Source organism: Mycetocola sp. TRD_SC_2 (genome assembly GCF_055361225.1).
On sequence record NZ_CM143954.1, the window covers coordinates 1,056,071 to 1,073,435 of the forward strand.

Sequence of the window (17,365 nt, forward strand, 5' to 3'; positions counted from 1 at the left end):
GTTTGCCATACTGGACCGTCCTGTCCCCGACGTAAGGCATACCAGTGAAGTTCGAAGGTTCCGCGCCAGTCCCCGCGCGCTGACGGCCCTTCTTCTCGCCCCTTTCCGGCTCCGGTCCTCAGCGCTTCCGCTGAACACTCTGGAGTTGTATGCCTTCGCGCACAATGACGTCCGTCACGCTGACGGATCTTTCTTTCACCTGGCCGGACGGCGAGATCGCCCTGGCCGGAATCACCGGTGTTTTCGGCACCGGTCGCACCGGTCTCGTCGGTGCCAACGGATCAGGAAAGTCGACCCTCCTGCGCCTTCTCGCCGGGGAGCTGACCCCGACATCCGGTTCGATCACGACCACGGGTGAGGTTGGTTACCTTCCCCAGTCGTTGACTCTCCGGGTGGAATCGACCGTCGCCGAACTCCTCGGCGTCGCCGACAAGCTCGGAGCGATGCGTGCCATCGAATCCGGCGACGTCTCCGACCGGCACTTCGATGTACTGGGTGACGACTGGGACATCGAATCCAGGTCGCACGCGGCGCTCGAGCAGGTTGGCCTCCCGGCTGGCGCGCTGGAGCGGAGAGTCGACAAGATCTCGGGCGGAGAGGCGATGCTCGTGGCGACGGCTGGGCTCCGCCTCCGGCGCACACCGATCACGCTGCTCGACGAACCCACCAACAACCTCGACCGGAGGGCGAGGGCGCGACTCGGTTCCCTCATCTCCTCGTGGCCGGGCGCGATGATCGTCGTCAGCCACGACGTCTCGCTCCTCGATCGAATGGATGAGACGGCCGAGCTCTACGGGCACCGCCTGTCGGTGTTCGGCGGCGGATACAGCGAATGGCGTGAGCACCTCGACATCGAACAGTCCGCCGCCGCCCAGGCGGCCCGCACCGCGGAGCAGGCGGTGAAGGTCGAGAAGCGGCAACGGATCGAAGCCGAGTCCAAGCTCGCGACTCGGCTGCGAGTGGGCCAGAAAGCATATGAGAACAAGCGTGCGCCGAAGATCATCATGAACGCCCGCCGGTCCGAAGCACAGGTATCAGCGGCGAAGCTTCGCGCCGGACTCGATGCCGACGTTCAGACGGCGCAGGCCACACTCGACGCTGCCGAAGCTCGCCTTCGGGACGCGAAGAGCATCCACGTCGACCTTCCCGACCCACACGTTTCGGCCGGTAGGCGCATCGCGGAGTTGCACGGTCCCAACACCACGGTGATCCTGCGCGGCCCGGAACGAATCGCGCTCGTCGGCCCGAACGGAGTCGGTAAAACGACCCTGCTCGAGGACCTCGTCTCGCAACGGATGCCTGGGGCCGGTCCGGTACGGACGCGTCTGCTCACCGACCGGGTCGGGTATCTCCCGCAACGGCTCGACGGTCTCGACGAACAGGCGAGCATGCTCGAGAACGTCGAACGTCAAGCTCCGGGCGTTCCTCCGGGTGAACTGCGCAACCGGCTCGCCCGGTTCCTGCTTCGGGGCGATAGTGTTCATCGCCCGGTTGCGACGCTGTCGGGCGGGGAGCGGTTCCGCGTCGCACTCGCGCGGCTCCTGCTTGCCGATCCGCCCGCGCAGCTTCTGGTGCTCGACGAACCGACCAACAACCTCGACCTCGACAGCATCGATCAGCTCGTCGAGGCGCTCCGCAGCTACCGGGGTGCCCTTCTCATCGTGAGCCACGACGATGCGTTCCTCGAGCGTCTCGACCTCGACGCGATCTGGGAACTCGACCTCGACGGCAATCTCACCGAAACAGATGCGACGTGACCGTCAGCGGTTAAGGTCAGTGTCCGTGTCCGCGCGTCGAGCGCGGCGGCTTCTCTGCTCATCGCGCAACAGAAGGACCAGTCCCGCCATCCCCACGGCCACTCCGACGATGAGAACCCACGCGAGGATGGTGCCCAGGTTCGCGAAAATCAGATCGGCGAACACGATGAGAAGAATGGTTGCGATCGCAACGGAACCGAGGATTCCGAGCGCGATGTTCACCCGGTGCCGGCTGATCGACCCGCGGCGGAACGTATCGGCCGAGACCTTGCTCAGGTTGGGGAGGAGAACCTCGTAGCCGGGCTGAACCGGCTCGGTTGACGGCAGGTTCGACGGTTGAGCGGTCGGAGGGGGCTCCTCCTCGGGGCGGGTCATGACGCAATGCTAGAACCCCTGAGGTGGTCGAGCGAGGGCGGACGCCTGTTCCCGGCTTAGCTGAGGGCGGCGAACGCCATCCGTTCAAGCACTTCTCGCAGCTCATCGCGGGGGAGTTGCTGCCCGCTGTACGGCGTCGAGTTCATCAGGCCGAAGGTCGCGTGGGCACGGATACGCAGCACGGCTACCTTGGTGTCCGGCTGCATCCGCTGCAGGATGTCGACCCACAGCTCGACGTACCGGCGCTGAAGTGAGCGCACGGTGTGACGGTCTTCCTCCGACAGGCTGTCGAAATCACGGTCCTGCACCCGGATGACGTCGGGGTTGCTGAGGGCGAACCGAACGTGGAACTCGACGAGGGCGCGGAGCGCGAGTTCACCGTCCGGTGCTCGTTCGACGACCGTCGTGCCGCCATGCAGCAGTTCGCGGCTGACGTCGATGAGGATCGCGGCAAGAAGTGCCTGCTTGCTCTCGAAGTGCCGGTAGACGGCGGGGCCACTCATGCCGACCGCTGAGCCGAGGTCTTCGATCGAAACCCCGTTGAAGCCGCGTTCGGCGAACTGACTGGCCGCAGCGGTGAGCAGCGCCTCGCGCCGCTGGGCCTTGGCCTCGCTGCGGCCAACGCGGATGGTGCCCGAATCAGAAACGTCGGGTCCGCGAACCACTTGGGTCTCGTCGGCCATGGCGTACTCCCGGAAGCGAAGCGGAACATTTGAGTTAACCGATACTAACCCCGATCTCCACATCGTCGTCTGGACATTTCAGTTAGCTGCCACTAACCTCAATACCAGTTAGTGGCGCCTAACCAAACGGTTCGGCGCCGTCGCGCACAAGGGACTGTCAATGCAGACACTCATCTCGTCAATGTCGTCGTCGAGCGAATCGTTTCGCCGAAACAGCGATGAGCAGCGCGCTCTCGTCGCTGACCTGAGGGAACGACTCGCCGTTGCAGCGAAGGGTGGGCCGGAGAAAGCCCGTTCACGTCACGTAGACCGCGGCAAACTGCTGCCACGCGAGCGGATCGACGAACTCCTCGACGAGGGTAGCCCCTTCCTCGAGATCGCGCCGCTTGCGGCAACCGGGCTCTACGATGACGACAGCCCCGGTGCGGGCGTCATCGCCGGAATCGGACTGGTCCACGGCCGGCACGTGCTCGTGATCTGCAACGATGCGACGGTCAAGGGCGGCACGTATTACCCACTGACGGTGAAGAAGCACCTGCGTGCGCAGGAGATCGCCCTCGAGAACCGGCTACCGTGCATATCGCTCGTCGACTCCGGGGGTGCTTTTCTCCCGATGCAGGACGAGGTGTTCCCCGATCGCGACCACTTCGGGCGGATCTTCTACAACCAGGCGCAGATGTCGGCACGGCGCATCCCCCAGATCGCCGCGGTGCTCGGGTCGTGCACCGCTGGAGGCGCCTACGTGCCCGCGATGAGCGATGAGACGGTCATCGTGCGCAGTCAGGGCACGATCTTCCTGGGCGGACCGCCGCTCGTGAAGGCTGCGATCGGTGAAATCGTTACCGCTGAGGAGCTCGGCGGCGGTGAACTGCACGCGAGCGTGTCTGGAGTGGTCGACCATCTCGCCGAGGACGACGCCCATGCCCTCGCGATCGTGCGGGACATCGTCGCGACGCTGCCACCGGCATCCGCCCCTGACTGGTCGGTGATCGACAGCCGTGAGCCCGAGGTGCCCGCCGATGAGCTTTACGGCGTCGTCCCCGTCGATGTGCAGGGATCCTATGACGTGCGAGAGGTGATCGCGCGGCTCGTCGACGGGAGCGAGTTCTCCGAGTTCAAGAAGGAGTACGGAACCACCCTGGTCACCGGCTTCGCGCGGATGCACGGCCACTCCGTTGGCATCGTCGCGAACAACGGTGTGCTGTTCTCCGAATCAGCGCAAAAGGGCGCCCACTTCATCGAGCTCTGCGACCAGCGCGGCATCCCGCTGATCTTCCTCCAGAACATCTCCGGATTCATGGTCGGTCGCGACTATGAAGCGGGCGGCATCGCCAAGCACGGCGCGAAAATGGTCACCGCCGTCGCAACAACACGGGTGCCGAAGCTGACCGTGGTGATCGGCGGATCGTTCGGAGCAGGCAACTACTCGATGTGCGGTCGCGCCTACTCGCCACGCTTCCTCTGGATGTGGCCGGCCAGCCGGATCTCCGTCATGGGCGGTCCCCAGGCCGCAGGAGTGCTCGCCACGGTCAAGCGCGACCAGCACGAGCGGGCGGGAACCGAGTGGACCGCGAACGAAGAAGAGACATTCAAGGCACCGATCCGCGAGCAGTTCGAACACCAGGGCAGCCCGTTTTACTCGACGGCACGACTGTGGGACGACGGCATCATCGACCCCGCCGATACCCGCACGATCCTCGGCCTCGCCCTCGACGTCTGTGCCAACGCCCCGCTGCCCGAGCCGGGCTTCGGCCTGTTCCGGATGTGACGCCGTGAGCAACAACGACACTCCCTTCGGCACCGTCCTCATCGCCAACCGCGGTGAGATCGCGTGCCGCATCATCCGCACTCTCCGTACCCTCGGCATCCGCTCAGTCGCGGTGTACAGCGACGCAGACCGCGACGCGAAACACGTGACGGATGCCGACACCGCCGTGCGTATCGGCCCGGCGTCTGCGGCACAGAGCTACCTCGACATCGACGCGGTGATTCGCGCAGCGACAGCGAGTGGTGCAAACGCGATCCACCCCGGCTACGGTTTTCTGTCGGAGAATGCGGCCTTCGCGCGGGCGTGTGCAGACGCGGGCATCGTGTTCATCGGACCCGGCATCGACGCACTCGAGGTGATGGGCGACAAGATCCGGTCCAAGAACCACGTCGCCGCCAGCGGGGTGCCCGTGATCCCGGGCGATTCCCGCCCGGGGCTGAGCAACGCCGAACTCGCCGAGGCCGCGAAAACGGTCGGCTATCCGCTGCTCATCAAGCCGTCCGCGGGCGGTGGCGGCAAGGGTATGCACGCGGTGACGGACCCGTCCGAACTCGAGGGCGCACTCGTCACCGCTCGCCGGGTGGCAGCGGCGGCATTCGGCGACGACACTCTCTTTCTCGAGCGGCTCATTCCGAGCCCGCGCCACATCGAAGTGCAACTGGTCGCAGACACGCACGGCGCCGTCATCCACCTGGGGGAGCGCGAGTGCTCGCTGCAGCGCCGGCACCAGAAGGTGATCGAAGAGGCGCCGTCTCCTCTCCTCGACCACGAGACGCGCGCGAGGATCGGCGAGGCCGCCTGCCGGGTGGCCGAGAGCGTCGGCTACGTCGGCGCCGGAACGGTCGAGTTCCTGGTCTCCGACGAGAGACCGGACGAGTTCTTCTTCATGGAGATGAACACCCGGCTACAGGTGGAGCACCCGGTGACCGAGGAGGTGACCGGACTCGACCTCGTCGCTGAGCAGGTTCGCATCGCCGCGGGGGAGCCGTTGCAACTCTCCCAGTCCGATGTCACTCTGACCGGGCACGCGATCGAAGCACGGGTGTACGCCGAAGACCCGGAACGAGGCTTCCTTCCTGCGACCGGTACGGTGCTCGCCCTGCGGGAGGCGGAGGGACCTGGCATTCGCGTCGACAGCTCCCTCCGCGAAGGCCTGACTATCGGCAGTGACTACGACCCGATGCTGGCGAAGGTCATCGCGCACGGAGCCAACCGGGCCGAAGCGCTCCTCCGGCTCGACCGCGCGCTCGCCGACACGTCCATCCTCGGCGTGCGAACCAACATCGAGTACCTGCGCCTGCTCCTCGCCGACGGAGACGTCCGGGAGGGCAACCTCGACACCTCGCTCATCGACCGGCGCCTCCCCGCGCTCAGCTTTCGCCGCCCGGGCGACGAACACCTGGCCGCCGCCGCCCTTCTCCTGCACGCGGAGCGCGAGAAGCGGTCCACCGGGTCTCCGTGGAGCCGCCCGAGCGGGTGGCGAATCGGTGACCCACGCCCGACCACCTATCAGTTCGTCGCGGGAGCGGAGGGCAGCGAACCCGTGACGGTTCGCGTCCTCGGCGACGCGCGCGGAGCATCCGTCACCGTCGGGACCGGACCGGTGACCGCTGCCTCTCTCCGCCTGGTGGACGGCGACGACTACTCGGTGGTGTGGGGCGTCGAATCCCGGATGCTCCGCCTTCTCTCCGCAGGATCCTCCGTCTGGGTCCACGACACCGGTTTCGGCACGGAACTGCGTGTGCTCACGCGGGAGCAGGTGCTCGCCACCCGCCTCGCCTCGATCGAACGGGCCGGCAAACCGGAGAGCCCCGACGTGCGCTCGCCGATGCCGGGAACCGTGATCAGCGTCGAAGCGGCCACGGGCGACAGCGTCGAAGCGGGGGAGGCTCTCGTCGTCGTCGAGGCGATGAAGATGGAGCACAAACTCACGGCGTCGGTCGCGGGTACCGTCACCGTTCACGTTGCGCCCGGGGACCTCGTCAAACTCGACCAGGTCGTCGCCACCCTCAGTCCGCCCGTTTTGCCCTCGACTGTCGAAGGAGACACCGAATGAACACCGAACTCAGCGAAGCCCAGCAGAAACTCGTCGACGAGGTGTATGACTTCGCCACGACCGTCGTCGCCCCCGCTGCCTACTCGTATGACACCGAACGCCGCCTGCCGATGGAGATCATCGCGCAGATGGGTGACATGGGTCTGTTCGGGCTCCCGTTCCCGGTGGAGTACGGCGGGCAGGGCAAGGACTACTTCACCCTGTGCCTCGCCGTCGAGCAGCTCGCCCGGGTCGACCAGTCGATCGCGGTCACGCTCGAAGCCGGCGTCGGACTCGGTGCGATGCCGGTATTCCGGTTCGGGACAGACGCCCAGCGCGAGCAGTTCCTGCCGATGCTTGCGCGTGGCGAGGCGCTCGCCGGGTTCGGGCTCACCGAGGCTGAAGCCGGCTCGGATGCCTCGGCGACGAAAACCTCGGCGACGCTCGAGGACGGTGAGTGGGTGATCAACGGCACCAAGCAATTCATCACCAACTCGGGCACACCGATCACCCGACTCGTCACGATCACCGCCGTGACCGGGGAGACCGAGCGGCCGGACGGGACGATCAAGAAAGAGCTGTCGACCATCCTCGTGCCGACTCCGGCGGAGGGATTCACCGTTGAGCCCGCCTACGACAAGGTCGGCTGGCACACGTCGGACACCCACCCGCTCACGCTCAGGAATGTCCGCGTTCCCGAGGCGAACCTCCTGGGCAGGCGCGGTCGCGGCTACGCCAACTTCCTCGAGGTCCTCGACGAGGGCCGCATCGCGTTCGCCGCGCTCTGCACGGGAGCTGCCCAGGGCTGCGTCGACGAAGCGGTGCGGTACGCGGCCACCAGGAACGTGTTCGGCCGCAATATCGGCTCCAACCAGTACATCGCGTTCAAGATCGCGCGCATGGAGGCCCGCGCCCTGTCTGCGCGGATGGCGTACTACCACGCGGCATCCCTCCTCCTCGCGGGAAAGCCCTTCAAAAAGGAGGCGTCGATCGCCAAGCTGATCGGCAGCGAAGCAGCGATGGACAACGCTCGGGATGCCACGCAGATCTGGGGCGGGTACGGCTACCTCAACGAGAACCCGGTTGCCCGTCACTACCGCGACTCGAAGATCCTCGAGATCGGGGAGGGTACGAGCGAGGTGCAGCTCATGATCATCGCGAGGGAACTGGGCTTCGAGGCCTAGGCTGTGGCGATGACTGAGGAACGGCGCACGATCGAACAGCGCGGACTGTACTTCGAGGAGTTCGACCTCGACGCCAGATACCTGCACCGACCCGGCCGCACGGTGACCGAGGCTGACAATGTGTTCTTCACCACGATGACGATGAATACGCAGTCGCTGCATCTTGACGCCGCGTGGAGCGAAGAACAGCCGTTCGGGCAGCGCCTGGTGAACTCGATGTTCACCCTCTCCACCGTCGTCGGCGCGTCGGTGGCGCAGCTCACCCAGGGCACCATCGTCGCCAACCTCGGCTTCGACTCGGTGCGGTTTCCCGCGCCGCTGTACCACGGCGACACCCTCTACTCCGAGACGGTCGTGCTCGGCCGGCGTCTCTCGGCGTCCCGACCGGGGCAGGGAATCGTCACCCTCGAGCACACCGGGCGCAACCAGCACGGAGACGTCGTCGTCACCGCCGTGCGGAACACCCTCGTCCTCTGCCTCGAGAGCGCGCGATGAACGGGTTCGAGCTCGGTCCCTCGCTGCTGTTCTGCCCGGCTGATCGGCCGGACCGCTTCGAGAAGGCGGCCGCGCGGGCGGATGCCGTCATCCTCGACCTTGAGGACGCCGTCTCCCCGGAACGCCGACCGGATGCGCGCCGGGCCCTCGCGGAGCATCCGCTCGACCCCGAAACCACCATCATCCGGCTCAACCCGGCCGGCAGTGACGATTTCGACGCGGACCTCGCGGCGGTCGCCGCGACCGGCTACCGGCTCGTCATGCTCGCCAAGACGGAGTCCGCGGCCGACGTCGAGCGGGTCGGCCCCGGATTTCGTGTCGTCGCGTTGTGCGAGACCGCCCGAGGCGTCCTGGCTGCTCCGGAGATCGCCGCCCATCCAGCCGTCGTGGCCCTGATGTGGGGTGCTGAGGACCTCGTCGCGTCGCTCGGCGGCACCGCCAGCCGGAACGGGGACGGTCGCTATCGCGCGCTCGCCCTCCATGCCCGGTCGACCGTGCTCCTCGCCGCGGGCGCGCACGGCCGCACTGCCATCGATTCCGTGTATCTCGACATCGAAGACCTGGACGGACTCTCGGAGGAGGTTCGGGATGCCGTGGCGTCCGGATTCGCCGCGACGGCGTGCATTCATCCCGGTCAGGTCGCCACGATCCGGGCCGGCTACGCCCCGGAACCCACCCAAATTGCGGCGGCCAGAACCCTGCTCGCCGCGGCGAAAACGCATCAGGGAGTGTTCCGGTTCGACGGCGTCATGGTGGACGAACCGGTGCTTCGACACGCGCGAAACATCCTTCGCAGAAGTGGTTCCAACTGACTCAAATTCACCGAGACCAAATCGTTATCAAGTATTTGCCGTGGCGACACCGCTGCGGTCGGCTGGTGTCGGAGGACTGGCATATTCTGGCCTCAGGTGCGGGGGCGCTGAGTCTCTTGCATCCCGCAAAATGACGGGCAAAGAGGGTGAAATCAGTGAGCAGGATGATGCCGCGACTATTCGCGTCCGACTCTCCTGACGCCGGGCCCGCCGACATGCGACCGGCCGGGTCAGAACCGGCCCGCGGCAGGCACGCCGGTGCTCCCGAGATGCACCCGTCCTCGCCCATTCCGGTGATGGGCGACGGCGCCGGCCTCGGCGCTGCCATCCGACGCACACTGGGTGAGACAGACCTGAGTGTCTTCCCGCTCGCCCTCGGCTCGAGCGTCTTCGGCTGGACAGCACAGGTCGACGCGAGCGCGGCCATCCTCAACCGGTATTACGACTTCGGCGGCAACTACATCGACACCGCCGACAGCTACTCGGCGGGTCGGAGCGAGCACATCATCGGCCAGTGGATGTCGCGCAGACGGAACCGCGACGACATCGTGCTCGCCACCAAGATCGGCAACCACCCCGACAACCCCGGCCTCGGCCCGGTCGCCATGGTCCGGGCCGTCGAGGCGAGTCTTGAGCGGTTGCAGAGCGACCACATCGATTTGCTGTACTTTCACCTCGACGACCGCTCGGTCCCGCTCGAAGACACCCTGGGTACCGCCCAGTGGCTCATCGAGTCCGGCAAGGTGCGTTACCTCGGTGCGTCGAACTTCTCGGCCGAGAGACTCGTTGAAGCGCGCATCCTCAGCGCGGCCGGGTACCCGCGGATCGAAGCGCTCGAGACCCACTACAGCCTGCTGCACCGCCAGCCGTTCGAGGGAGACCTGGGGCTCGTCAGCCGCGGGCAGGGGCTCGGCGTCATGCCGTATTTCGCGCTCGAGAACGGATTCCTCACGGGCAAGTACCGGTCGCGCGCCGACCTTGACGGCTCGACACGGGCCGCTCGCGTTGCGCGCCACCTCAACCGCAATGGCTTGCGCGTGCTGAATGCCCTCGATGCGGTTGCCGCTGAGCACAACGCGCCGGTCGCCTCGATCGCCCTGGCCTGGCTCCTCGCCAAGGCGGGCGTGGTTGCCCCCGTCGCGAGTGCGTCACGCCCCGAGCAGGTCGACGCCCTCGTCGGCGCAACGGCGATCCGGCTGACCCGGGCTCAGGTCGTCGAGCTCGAACGCGCAGCACGCGCCTGACCTCGTCGGGCCCCCGGACGGGCGTGAGACAGGACGCGCCCGCTGCCGTAGGCTGGAACACGATGAACGGCGCCGTTGAATTCCCGCTCGATGTTGCCGAGCTGTCCTTTGCTGCATCCGGAGACGCTCTCGTGCGCAGGACGGTTCTGCCGAGTGGGGTGCGAATCCTGAGCGAACACGTACCGGGCAGCCGCAGCGCAACGCTGGGCTACTGGGTCGCCGTCGGGTCCCGCGATGAACGGGGCAGTGACGAGCCCGGTGCCGCCGAATCCGGCTACGGATCGACGCACTTCCTCGAACACCTCCTCTTCAAGGGCACACCCACCCGCACCGCGTTCGACATCGCCATCGCCTTCGACTCCGTCGGCGGGGAGCACAACGCCCTCACCGCCAAAGAGCACACCTGCTACTACGCGAAGGTCCGTGACCATGACCTCGGTATGGCGGTCGAGGTCATCGCCGACATGCTCACCAGCAGCCTGCTCGACGCCGACGAGTTCGAGAACGAGCGGGGAGTCATCCTCGAGGAACTCGCGATGGCCGAGGACGACCCGGGCGACGTGGTCAGCCAGAACCTGTTCGAAGCCGTCCTCGGTGACCATGCACTCGGCCGCCCCATCGGCGGAACCCCGGATGCCATCCGCCAGGTCTCGAGGGACGCCGTCCTCGCGCACTACCGCGAGAACTACCGGCCCCAGGACCTCGTCATCACAGCAGCGGGCGCCGTCGACCACGACGCTCTCGTCGCCGGTGTGACGACCGCCCTGACCACTGCCGGATGGGACCTGTCCACGACGGCCCGCCCGGTCGAACGTCGGCACCAGGGTGACTCGCCGGTGACGCGACGCTCCGTGCTCTCGGTCGAAACCCGTCCGATCGAGCAGGTGCATCTGCTCATCGGGTTCCCCGGCCTTGCGGCAGCAGATGATCGCCGCCTCACCATGGGTGTGCTCAGCTCGATCCTCGGCGGCGGGATGTCATCACGCCTGTTCCAGGAAATTCGCGAGAAGCGCGGACTGGCCTATTCGGTCTACTCGTTCTCCGCGTCGTACTCCGACGCCGGCGTCTTCGGTCTCTATGGCGCGTGCTCGCCGGCCAAGGCCCGCGAGGTTGCCGACCTCATGCTCGACGAACTCCGACGCCTCGCGACCGACGGCATCACCGACGAAGAACTCGCACGTGCGAACGGAGCGCTCTCCGGAGCATCCGCTCTCGCGCTCGAGGACTCGGACACCCGCATGTCTCGGCTCGGCCGCGCCGAGATCACCCTGGGTGAATTCCTCGACCTCGACGAGAGCCTGCGCAGGCTCGCCCTCGTCACCACAGACGAGGTGCAGGCGCTGGCCGCCGACCTCGTTGCCCGCCCACTTTCCCTCGCTGCCGTTGGAGCCGTCGATGACGACGTGTTCGCCGGCTTCGGTGAGGACCACAGGAGTACGTCGTGACCCAGACCATTTACCTCGTCCGCCACGGGGAGCAGCAGGATGCCGAGCACGGACTCGGTGACGGCCCGTTGTCCCCCCGGGGCCGCAGACAAGCGCAACTGCTCGCGGAACGCATTGGCGGGTTGCCCCTGACTGCGGCCCACCACTCTCCGCTGCAGCGGGCGTCGGAGACGGCGCGGATCATCGGTGAGCGGATGCCGTCGATCGTCTCCGAGCCGTCAGCCCTTCTCATGGACTGTGTGCCGACCGGCAGCACCGACGAAATGCCGTCGGCGTACCTGCCGTTCTTCGGCTCGGTGACCGAGGCCGAGATCGAGGCGGGAACGGCACAGATGGCGGATGCCGTCGCGGAGTTCCTCGCACCCCGCAAGGGCGACCGGCATGATCTGGTGATCACCCACAACTTCGTCATCGCCTGGTTCGTGCGTGAAGTTCTCGGAGCGCCGGACTGGCGCTGGATGACGCTCGATCAGGCGCACTGCGGGATCACGATCATTCAACGCAAGCCTGGCCGGCCGTGGACGCTTCTCGCCCACAACGACCTGGCTCATCTGCCCATGGAACTGCGCACCGGACTGCCGGACGCTCCGTTGATCTGACGCCGCGGAATCCGTTCGATGCGTCCTCGCGGCGCTGCCGGCGGCATCCGTTCGATGCGGCTCAGGCGGAGAGGGCCTTGCGGTACCAGGCGTTGGCGTTGGGATTGTCGTTGTACGGCTCGATGCTCTCGTAGCCCATCGACCGGTAGAGGCCACCGGCAGCGGTGAGGGTGGCGTTGGTGTCGAGCACGACCTCGGTCGCGCCGAACTCTGCCGCACGCCGTTCGAGGTCAGCGAGAAGTTCCTTGCCCCAGCCCTTGCCCCGTGTTTCCGGCCGCAGGAACAGGTGCTTCACCTCGTACTGGTGTGGGGCGAGACGACGGATGCCGCCGCAACCGACAGCGCGTCCGCCGTCGCGCACGACCACGAAGACGCCGGCGGGAGGGTCGAACTGTTCGGGGGAGGGGAACGTGACCGCGTAGGTTCCGCCGACGAACGTCAGTTCCCGGCTGGAGAAGTACTCCGACAGCAGGTCGTGTGCGGTGGTATCGGTGACGGGAGCGGTGGTGAACTCGGGCATTCGTTCAGCCTAAACCGGCCGGGCGGCAACGGGGCGCGCTGTAGATTGGAACCATGGTTACGAGCGTGGCAGTGGTGGGTGCGAGCGGCACGATGGGGCGATTGTTCACGCGCCTGATCGAGGAGGCACCCGGGTTCGAGGTCTTCGCGCGACTCGGTTCGTCGAGTGCGCTCACCGAGATGGACGGCGCAGACATCGTCGTCGACGTCACGGCGCCTGCTGTCTCCCCTCACGTTGTCGAGCACGCGCTCAACGTCGGTGCGAACGTTCTCGTCGGCACTTCCGGCTGGTCGCAGGACCGGCTCTCCGCGCTCCGGACCCGGTTGGCGGATGCCGACAACGGTGCCATCATCATCCCCAACTTCTCGCTCGGCTCTGTTCTCGGCACCACGCTCGCGACGATTGCCGGCCGGTTCTTCGACTCGATTGAGATTGTTGAAGCGCACCGTGCCGCGAAGGTCGACTCGCCGAGCGGCACAGCCGTGCGTACCGCCGAGCTGATCGGCCAGGCCCGCACCGGGCTCGGACCGGTCGAAGCTCCGCACACCGACCAGCGCGCCCGCGGGCAGCAGGTGTCGAGCATCCCGATCCACAGTCTCCGGCTCGCAGGCGTCGTCGCCCGCCAGGAGGTCATCTTCGGTGGCACGGGCGAGACGCTGACTGTCACCCACAACACTCTCGACGGCAGCTCGTACGAGAAGGGCATCCTGCTCGCACTCGAAGCGGCCCGGACAGCGACGGGGCTCACCGTCGGACTCGAAAATCTCATGGATCTGGGGATCACCCGCGCATGACCACCCGTATCGGGGTCGGCGTCATGGCCGCGCTCCTCGTTCTCTATCTCGTGGTCGTCGGCGACCGCGCGTTCAAGTTCTTCGCGACGGGGCAGCCGGTAGCGATCGCCATCGGTGTCGCCCTGCTCGTGCTTCCGATCATCGGCGTCTGGGCTCTCGTGCGTGAGCTGATGTTCGGGGTCCGCGCCGAGCGCCTCGGGCGCATCCTCGAGGCAGAGAACGCTCTGCCTGCCGACGAACTGCCCGTGCGGCCGAGCGGTCGCCCGGAGCGGGATGCCGTCGACGCGATCTTCCCCGACTACCGGGCGGCCGTGGAGGAATCGCCGGAGGACTGGCGCGCCTGGTACCGCCTCGGCATCGTGTACGACGGTGCTGGTGACCGCAAACGTGCCCGGCACGCGATCCGCGAGGCGATTCGGTACAGTTCGGCGCGCTGACGGGCTTCTTGCGTGGCGGCGGCATCCGTCGAATCGCCACGTAATGTCGCCGTACGAGCTTTCGAAGAGCAGATCTTGGCGATTCGAGGGCTGAGTGCAGCGATTTGTGGCGATTCGAGCGTCGGCGGCGCGGTCAGCGTGGGTCGATCGGTCCCAAAGGGTCGTTCTCGCGATTGATCGGTCCGAAAGGGTCGTTCGTGGTCGACGCGGACCGCCCTTTCGGCCCGATCGATGGGTCGGGCGCGGTCGTCGGCCAGCGCATCCGTCGAATCGCCACGAATTGCCGCTTCAGGTGCCTTCGAAGCACAGATTGTGGCGATTCGAGGGTGAGCTGCAGCGCTTCGTGGCGAATCGACGAATCAACGACCCCGGCGCAACGCCGCGTCGACGGCCCGCTCGACGGTCGTGTGCCTGAACACGTACCCGTCGTCGAGGAGTCGCTTCGGTTGCGGATGCTGGTCCACGAGCAGCAGGTCGCGGGCCGCGTCCCCGAGAACCGCCGTCACGGCAAACCCTGGCACGGGCAGGAAGAACGGCCGCTTCATGCGCGCGGCGAGGTGCCGCATCAGGTCGTTCGCCGACGCGGGGGTCGGCCCCACGAGGTTCACCGGGCCAGACAAGGTGCCGTCGAGAACGTGCAGCAGCCCGCCGATTTCATCGTCGAGGCTCACCCACGGCCACAACTGCTCGCCGCGGGCGAGCGGCCCGGCGATACCGGCGCGCGTCAGCATCAGGAGCGGCTTGAGCACGCCGTCGGTCGCAACGACGATGCCGCTTCGCGCGAGAACCACCCGGGTCACATCCGAAGCCCGCAGCGCCGTACGCTCCCACTCGGCGGTGACATCGCTCAGAAAACCAGTTCCGCGCGGACTCTCCTCGGTGAGTTCCTCCCGCGGACGAGAGCCATAGAACCCTGACGCAGACGCACTCACGAACACCTCGGGCGCCACCTGAGCTGCGGTGATAGCGGTGACGAGCGTGCTCGTCGCGTCGATCCGCGACGACAGGATCTCCCGCTTGTAGCCCGGAGTCCACGGCAGGCGTCCGATGGATGCCCCCGACAGGTTCACGACAGCGGTCGCGCCGTCGACGACACCGGCATCGATCCGGCGCGCGGCCGGGTCCCACAGCACGTCGCCTGGGCCAGGGTTCGCACGCACCAGACGCACGACCTCGTCGCCGCGAGAGCGCAGAGCGTCGGCGAGTGCCGTTCCGATGAGGCCGGACGCACCGGCGAGAACGACGCGCTTCACAGCATCCGCTCGCTTCTCAGCGCCGACGTCAGGCGAGGCTCGCCTCGATGGTGATCGCGGTTCCAGCAAGCGCCTGCGACACCGGGCATGACGCCTTGGCCTCGTTGGCGATGCGGTCGAAGTCCTCTTCGCTGATGCCGGGCACGTTCGCGCTGACGAGCAGGTGGCTACCGGTGATGCCAGTGCCGGGCTGGAACGTCACGGCCGCCGTCGCCTGGATGCTCTCCGGCGGGCTGCCGGCTTCGGTGAGCATGTTCGAGAACTGCATGCTGAAGCATGCGGCGTGGGCGGCTCCGAGAAGTTCTTCCGGAGTGGTGACGCTGTCGGATCCCTCAGCGCGGGCCTTCCAGTTCACGGGCAGCTTCGCGGCGGTCGACGAGTCAAGCGAGACGGTGCCCGAGCCCTCGAACAGTGTTCCATTCCATACGGTCGTTGCTTCGCTGGTTACAGCCATGGTGTCCTCCAAGAAATGCTCGTGCGACGGTCCCGCCGCACTGCCGAGCCTAACGGGAAGCCCCTACGAGGTCACCCGCTTGCGGTGTATCCCCAGCGGATGCCACGTCTCGAACGGATGCCTCGGCATCCGTCGCGGAGAAACGTCACCGGGTACGCTTGGGGCCATGGCTGCGACGATCCCCACCCCGTACGAGGACCTCCTGCGAGACACTCTCGAGAACGGCACCCGCAAGGGTGACCGAACCGGGACGGGGACACGGAGCGTCTTCGGGCGCCAGCTCCGGTTCGACCTCGCCGAGGGGTTCCCGCTGATCACGACGAAGCGGGTGCACTTCAAATCGATCGCGTACGAACTGCTGTGGTTCCTGCGCGGCGAGAGCAACGTCGGCTGGCTGCGCGATAACGGCGTCACCATCTGGGACGAATGGGCAGACGCCGACGGCGAACTCGGCCCGGTCTACGGCGTGCAGTGGCGCTCCTGGCCGGCCCCCGGCGGCGACACCATCGACCAGATCTCCGAGGTGATCGAGGCGATCCGCACCACCCCTGACTCCCGCAGGCTCATCGTCTCGGCGTGGAACCCCGCCGACATCCCGAGTATGGCGCTCGCTCCCTGCCACGCGCTGTTCCAGTTCTACGTCGCCGACGGCAAACTGTCATGCCAGCTCTACCAGCGCAGCGCCGACCTCTTCCTCGGCGTTCCGTTCAACATCGCGAGCTACGCGCTCCTCACCCACCTCGTCGCCGACCAGGTCGGGCTCGAGGTCGGCGACTTCGTCTGGACCGGCGGAGACTGCCACATCTACGACAACCACGTCGAGCAGGTCACCCAACAGCTGACCCGCGACCCGTACCCGGCACCGAAACTCACGATCACCGCGAAGCCGGATGATATCTTCGGCTACTCCTTCGAGAACCTCGTCGTCGAGGGGTACCAGCACCACCCGGCGATCAAGGCACCGGTGGCGGTATGAGCCTCCCCAAGGTCGGGCTGATCTGGGCTGAGGCACGGAACGGAACCATCGGCAAGGGCGGGGTCCTGCCCTGGCACTTGCCAGAGGACCTCGGCCACTTCAAGGAGATCACCCTCGGCAGCCCCGTGGTGATGGGCCGCAAGACCTGGGAATCCCTTCCCGAACGCTTCCGCCCGCTGCCCGGGCGGCGCAACATCGTCATCACCCGGCAGTCCGGATTCGAGGCGGCAGGGGCAGACGTACGCAACTCACTGGCATCCGCCCTCGAACTCGCCGCGACGGACACCGGCACCGACGGGATGGTCTGGGTGATCGGGGGAGCCGAAGTCTTCTCCGCGATCGTCGACACCGCCGACCGCCTCGAAGTGACGACGATCAACGCGGACATCGAGGGGGATGCTGTCGCACCGGCGATCACGGAGCGCTGGCGCGTCGCCGCCGAAGACCCCGTCGACGGCTGGCACACGGCCGCCAACGGCACCGAGTACCGTTTCGTCCGGTACGAATCGCGCTGATCCGCGGCGTACGTGACGT

18 protein-coding genes are annotated in these 17,365 nt (G+C 66.9%); 13 read left to right on the top strand and 5 right to left on the bottom strand.

What is annotated here, in order from left to right:
- Positions 1-149 precede the first annotated feature (149 nt).
- Positions 150-1,757: an ABC-F family ATP-binding cassette domain-containing protein gene (locus ACWA1Q_RS05000; RefSeq protein ID WP_463760021.1), complete on the top strand. Its 1,608-nt coding sequence runs from the start codon at positions 150-152 to the stop codon at positions 1,755-1,757.
- Between the two features lie 3 nt (positions 1,758-1,760).
- On the opposite strand, the gene ACWA1Q_RS05005 is transcribed toward ACWA1Q_RS05000, so the two are convergent.
- Together ACWA1Q_RS05005 and ACWA1Q_RS05010 are read right to left on the bottom strand one after the other, a co-directional pair.
- Positions 1,761-2,132: a hypothetical protein gene (locus tag ACWA1Q_RS05005; protein ID WP_463760022.1), complete on the bottom strand. Its 372-nt coding sequence runs from the start codon at positions 2,130-2,132 to the stop codon at positions 1,761-1,763.
- Positions 2,133-2,188: 56 nt separating this feature from the next.
- A complete protein-coding gene (locus tag ACWA1Q_RS05010) occupies positions 2,189-2,815 on the bottom strand; it encodes an SACE_7040 family transcriptional regulator (RefSeq protein ID WP_463760023.1) in 627 nt (208 codons plus the stop codon).
- Between the two features lie 160 nt (positions 2,816-2,975).
- Between ACWA1Q_RS05010 and ACWA1Q_RS05015 the strand changes: the two genes are divergently transcribed.
- From ACWA1Q_RS05015 to ACWA1Q_RS05050, 8 genes are all read left to right on the top strand, one after another.
- A complete protein-coding gene (locus ACWA1Q_RS05015) occupies positions 2,976-4,583 on the top strand; it encodes a carboxyl transferase domain-containing protein (protein WP_463760025.1) in 1,608 nt (535 codons plus the stop codon).
- A gap of 4 nt (positions 4,584-4,587) precedes the next feature.
- On the top strand, positions 4,588-6,639 hold the full coding sequence (locus ACWA1Q_RS05020) for an acetyl/propionyl/methylcrotonyl-CoA carboxylase subunit alpha (protein WP_463760027.1): 2,052 nt from the start codon (positions 4,588-4,590) through the stop codon (positions 6,637-6,639).
- A complete protein-coding gene (locus ACWA1Q_RS05025; protein WP_463760029.1) occupies positions 6,636-7,802 on the top strand; it encodes an acyl-CoA dehydrogenase family protein in 1,167 nt (388 codons plus the stop codon). The genes ACWA1Q_RS05020 and ACWA1Q_RS05025 overlap by 4 nt, the downstream gene beginning before the upstream one ends.
- A gap of 9 nt (positions 7,803-7,811) precedes the next feature.
- A complete protein-coding gene (locus ACWA1Q_RS05030) occupies positions 7,812-8,297 on the top strand; it encodes a MaoC family dehydratase (RefSeq protein ID WP_463760031.1) in 486 nt (161 codons plus the stop codon).
- On the top strand, positions 8,294-9,109 hold the full coding sequence (locus ACWA1Q_RS05035; RefSeq protein WP_463760032.1) for an HpcH/HpaI aldolase/citrate lyase family protein: 816 nt from the start codon (positions 8,294-8,296) through the stop codon (positions 9,107-9,109). Before ACWA1Q_RS05030 ends, ACWA1Q_RS05035 begins: the two co-directional genes overlap by 4 nt.
- Positions 9,110-9,273: 164 nt before the next feature.
- The gene (locus ACWA1Q_RS05040) at positions 9,274-10,353 is read left to right on the top strand and encodes an aldo/keto reductase (protein ID WP_463760775.1); all 1,080 of its coding nucleotides are present in this window, start codon (positions 9,274-9,276) and stop codon (positions 10,351-10,353) included.
- A 62-nt stretch (positions 10,354-10,415) separates the two neighbouring features.
- A complete protein-coding gene (locus ACWA1Q_RS05045) occupies positions 10,416-11,798 on the top strand; it encodes a M16 family metallopeptidase (RefSeq protein WP_463760034.1) in 1,383 nt (460 codons plus the stop codon).
- Entirely contained in the window at positions 11,795-12,397 is a 603-nt protein-coding gene (locus ACWA1Q_RS05050; RefSeq protein WP_463760035.1) for a histidine phosphatase family protein, read from the top strand. The genes ACWA1Q_RS05045 and ACWA1Q_RS05050 overlap by 4 nt, the downstream gene beginning before the upstream one ends.
- 61 nt (positions 12,398-12,458) lie before the next feature.
- Here the strand turns inward: ACWA1Q_RS05050 and ACWA1Q_RS05055 are convergent, their stop codons facing one another.
- Positions 12,459-12,917 (bottom strand): GNAT family N-acetyltransferase, encoded by a 459-nt coding sequence (locus ACWA1Q_RS05055; RefSeq protein ID WP_463760037.1) that lies wholly within the window; start codon positions 12,915-12,917, stop codon positions 12,459-12,461.
- A gap of 53 nt (positions 12,918-12,970) precedes the next feature.
- Here ACWA1Q_RS05055 and dapB point away from each other — a divergent pair, with 53 nt between their 5' ends.
- Together dapB and ACWA1Q_RS05065 are read left to right on the top strand one after the other, a co-directional pair.
- Complete coding sequence (dapB, locus tag ACWA1Q_RS05060; RefSeq protein WP_463760039.1) at positions 12,971-13,711, top strand: 4-hydroxy-tetrahydrodipicolinate reductase; 741 nt, start codon at positions 12,971-12,973, stop codon at positions 13,709-13,711.
- A complete protein-coding gene (locus ACWA1Q_RS05065) occupies positions 13,708-14,148 on the top strand; it encodes a tetratricopeptide repeat protein (RefSeq protein WP_463760040.1) in 441 nt (146 codons plus the stop codon). The genes dapB and ACWA1Q_RS05065 overlap by 4 nt, the downstream gene beginning before the upstream one ends.
- A 359-nt stretch (positions 14,149-14,507) precedes the next feature.
- Here the strand turns inward: ACWA1Q_RS05065 and ACWA1Q_RS05070 are convergent, their stop codons facing one another.
- A complete protein-coding gene (locus ACWA1Q_RS05070) occupies positions 14,508-15,401 on the bottom strand; it encodes a TIGR01777 family oxidoreductase (protein WP_463760042.1) in 894 nt (297 codons plus the stop codon).
- A 28-nt stretch (positions 15,402-15,429) separates the two neighbouring features.
- Positions 15,430-15,855 carry an OsmC family peroxiredoxin gene (locus ACWA1Q_RS05075; RefSeq protein WP_463760043.1) on the bottom strand — a complete coding sequence of 142 codons (426 nt, stop codon included), beginning with the start codon at positions 15,853-15,855 and terminating at the stop codon, positions 15,430-15,432.
- Between the two features lie 166 nt (positions 15,856-16,021).
- On the opposite strand from ACWA1Q_RS05075, the gene ACWA1Q_RS05080 reads away from it, so the two are divergent.
- Positions 16,022-16,831: a thymidylate synthase gene (locus ACWA1Q_RS05080; RefSeq protein ID WP_463760045.1), complete on the top strand. Its 810-nt coding sequence runs from the start codon at positions 16,022-16,024 to the stop codon at positions 16,829-16,831.
- The gene (locus ACWA1Q_RS05085; protein ID WP_463760046.1) at positions 16,828-17,346 is read left to right on the top strand and encodes a dihydrofolate reductase; all 519 of its coding nucleotides are present in this window, start codon (positions 16,828-16,830) and stop codon (positions 17,344-17,346) included. The genes ACWA1Q_RS05080 and ACWA1Q_RS05085 overlap by 4 nt, the downstream gene beginning before the upstream one ends.
- Positions 17,347-17,365: the final 19 nt, after the last annotated feature.

Bases quoted from the DNA above. Each gene is read 5' to 3' on its own strand.
- ACWA1Q_RS05075 (WP_463760043.1), bottom strand. From the start codon at position 15,855: ATGGCTGTAACCAGCGAAGCAACGACCGTATGGAATGGAACACTGTTC.
- ACWA1Q_RS05065 (WP_463760040.1), top strand. From the start codon at position 13,708: ATGACCACCCGTATCGGGGTCGGCGTCATGGCCGCGCTCCTCGTTCTC.
- ACWA1Q_RS05015 (WP_463760025.1), top strand. From the start codon at position 2,976: ATGCAGACACTCATCTCGTCAATGTCGTCGTCGAGCGAATCGTTTCGC.
- ACWA1Q_RS05040 (WP_463760775.1), top strand. From the start codon at position 9,274: ATGATGCCGCGACTATTCGCGTCCGACTCTCCTGACGCCGGGCCCGCC.
- ACWA1Q_RS05045 (WP_463760034.1), top strand. From the start codon at position 10,416: ATGAACGGCGCCGTTGAATTCCCGCTCGATGTTGCCGAGCTGTCCTTT.
- ACWA1Q_RS05085 (WP_463760046.1), top strand. From the start codon at position 16,828: ATGAGCCTCCCCAAGGTCGGGCTGATCTGGGCTGAGGCACGGAACGGA.
- ACWA1Q_RS05010 (WP_463760023.1), bottom strand. From the start codon at position 2,815: ATGGCCGACGAGACCCAAGTGGTTCGCGGACCCGACGTTTCTGATTCG.
- dapB (WP_463760039.1), top strand. From the start codon at position 12,971: ATGGTTACGAGCGTGGCAGTGGTGGGTGCGAGCGGCACGATGGGGCGA.
- ACWA1Q_RS05030 (WP_463760031.1), top strand. From the start codon at position 7,812: ATGACTGAGGAACGGCGCACGATCGAACAGCGCGGACTGTACTTCGAG.
- ACWA1Q_RS05055 (WP_463760037.1), bottom strand. From the start codon at position 12,917: ATGCCCGAGTTCACCACCGCTCCCGTCACCGATACCACCGCACACGAC.
- ACWA1Q_RS05000 (WP_463760021.1), top strand. From the start codon at position 150: ATGCCTTCGCGCACAATGACGTCCGTCACGCTGACGGATCTTTCTTTC.
- ACWA1Q_RS05005 (WP_463760022.1), bottom strand. From the start codon at position 2,132: ATGACCCGCCCCGAGGAGGAGCCCCCTCCGACCGCTCAACCGTCGAAC.
- ACWA1Q_RS05025 (WP_463760029.1), top strand. From the start codon at position 6,636: ATGAACACCGAACTCAGCGAAGCCCAGCAGAAACTCGTCGACGAGGTG.
- ACWA1Q_RS05080 (WP_463760045.1), top strand. From the start codon at position 16,022: ATGGCTGCGACGATCCCCACCCCGTACGAGGACCTCCTGCGAGACACT.
- ACWA1Q_RS05035 (WP_463760032.1), top strand. From the start codon at position 8,294: ATGAACGGGTTCGAGCTCGGTCCCTCGCTGCTGTTCTGCCCGGCTGAT.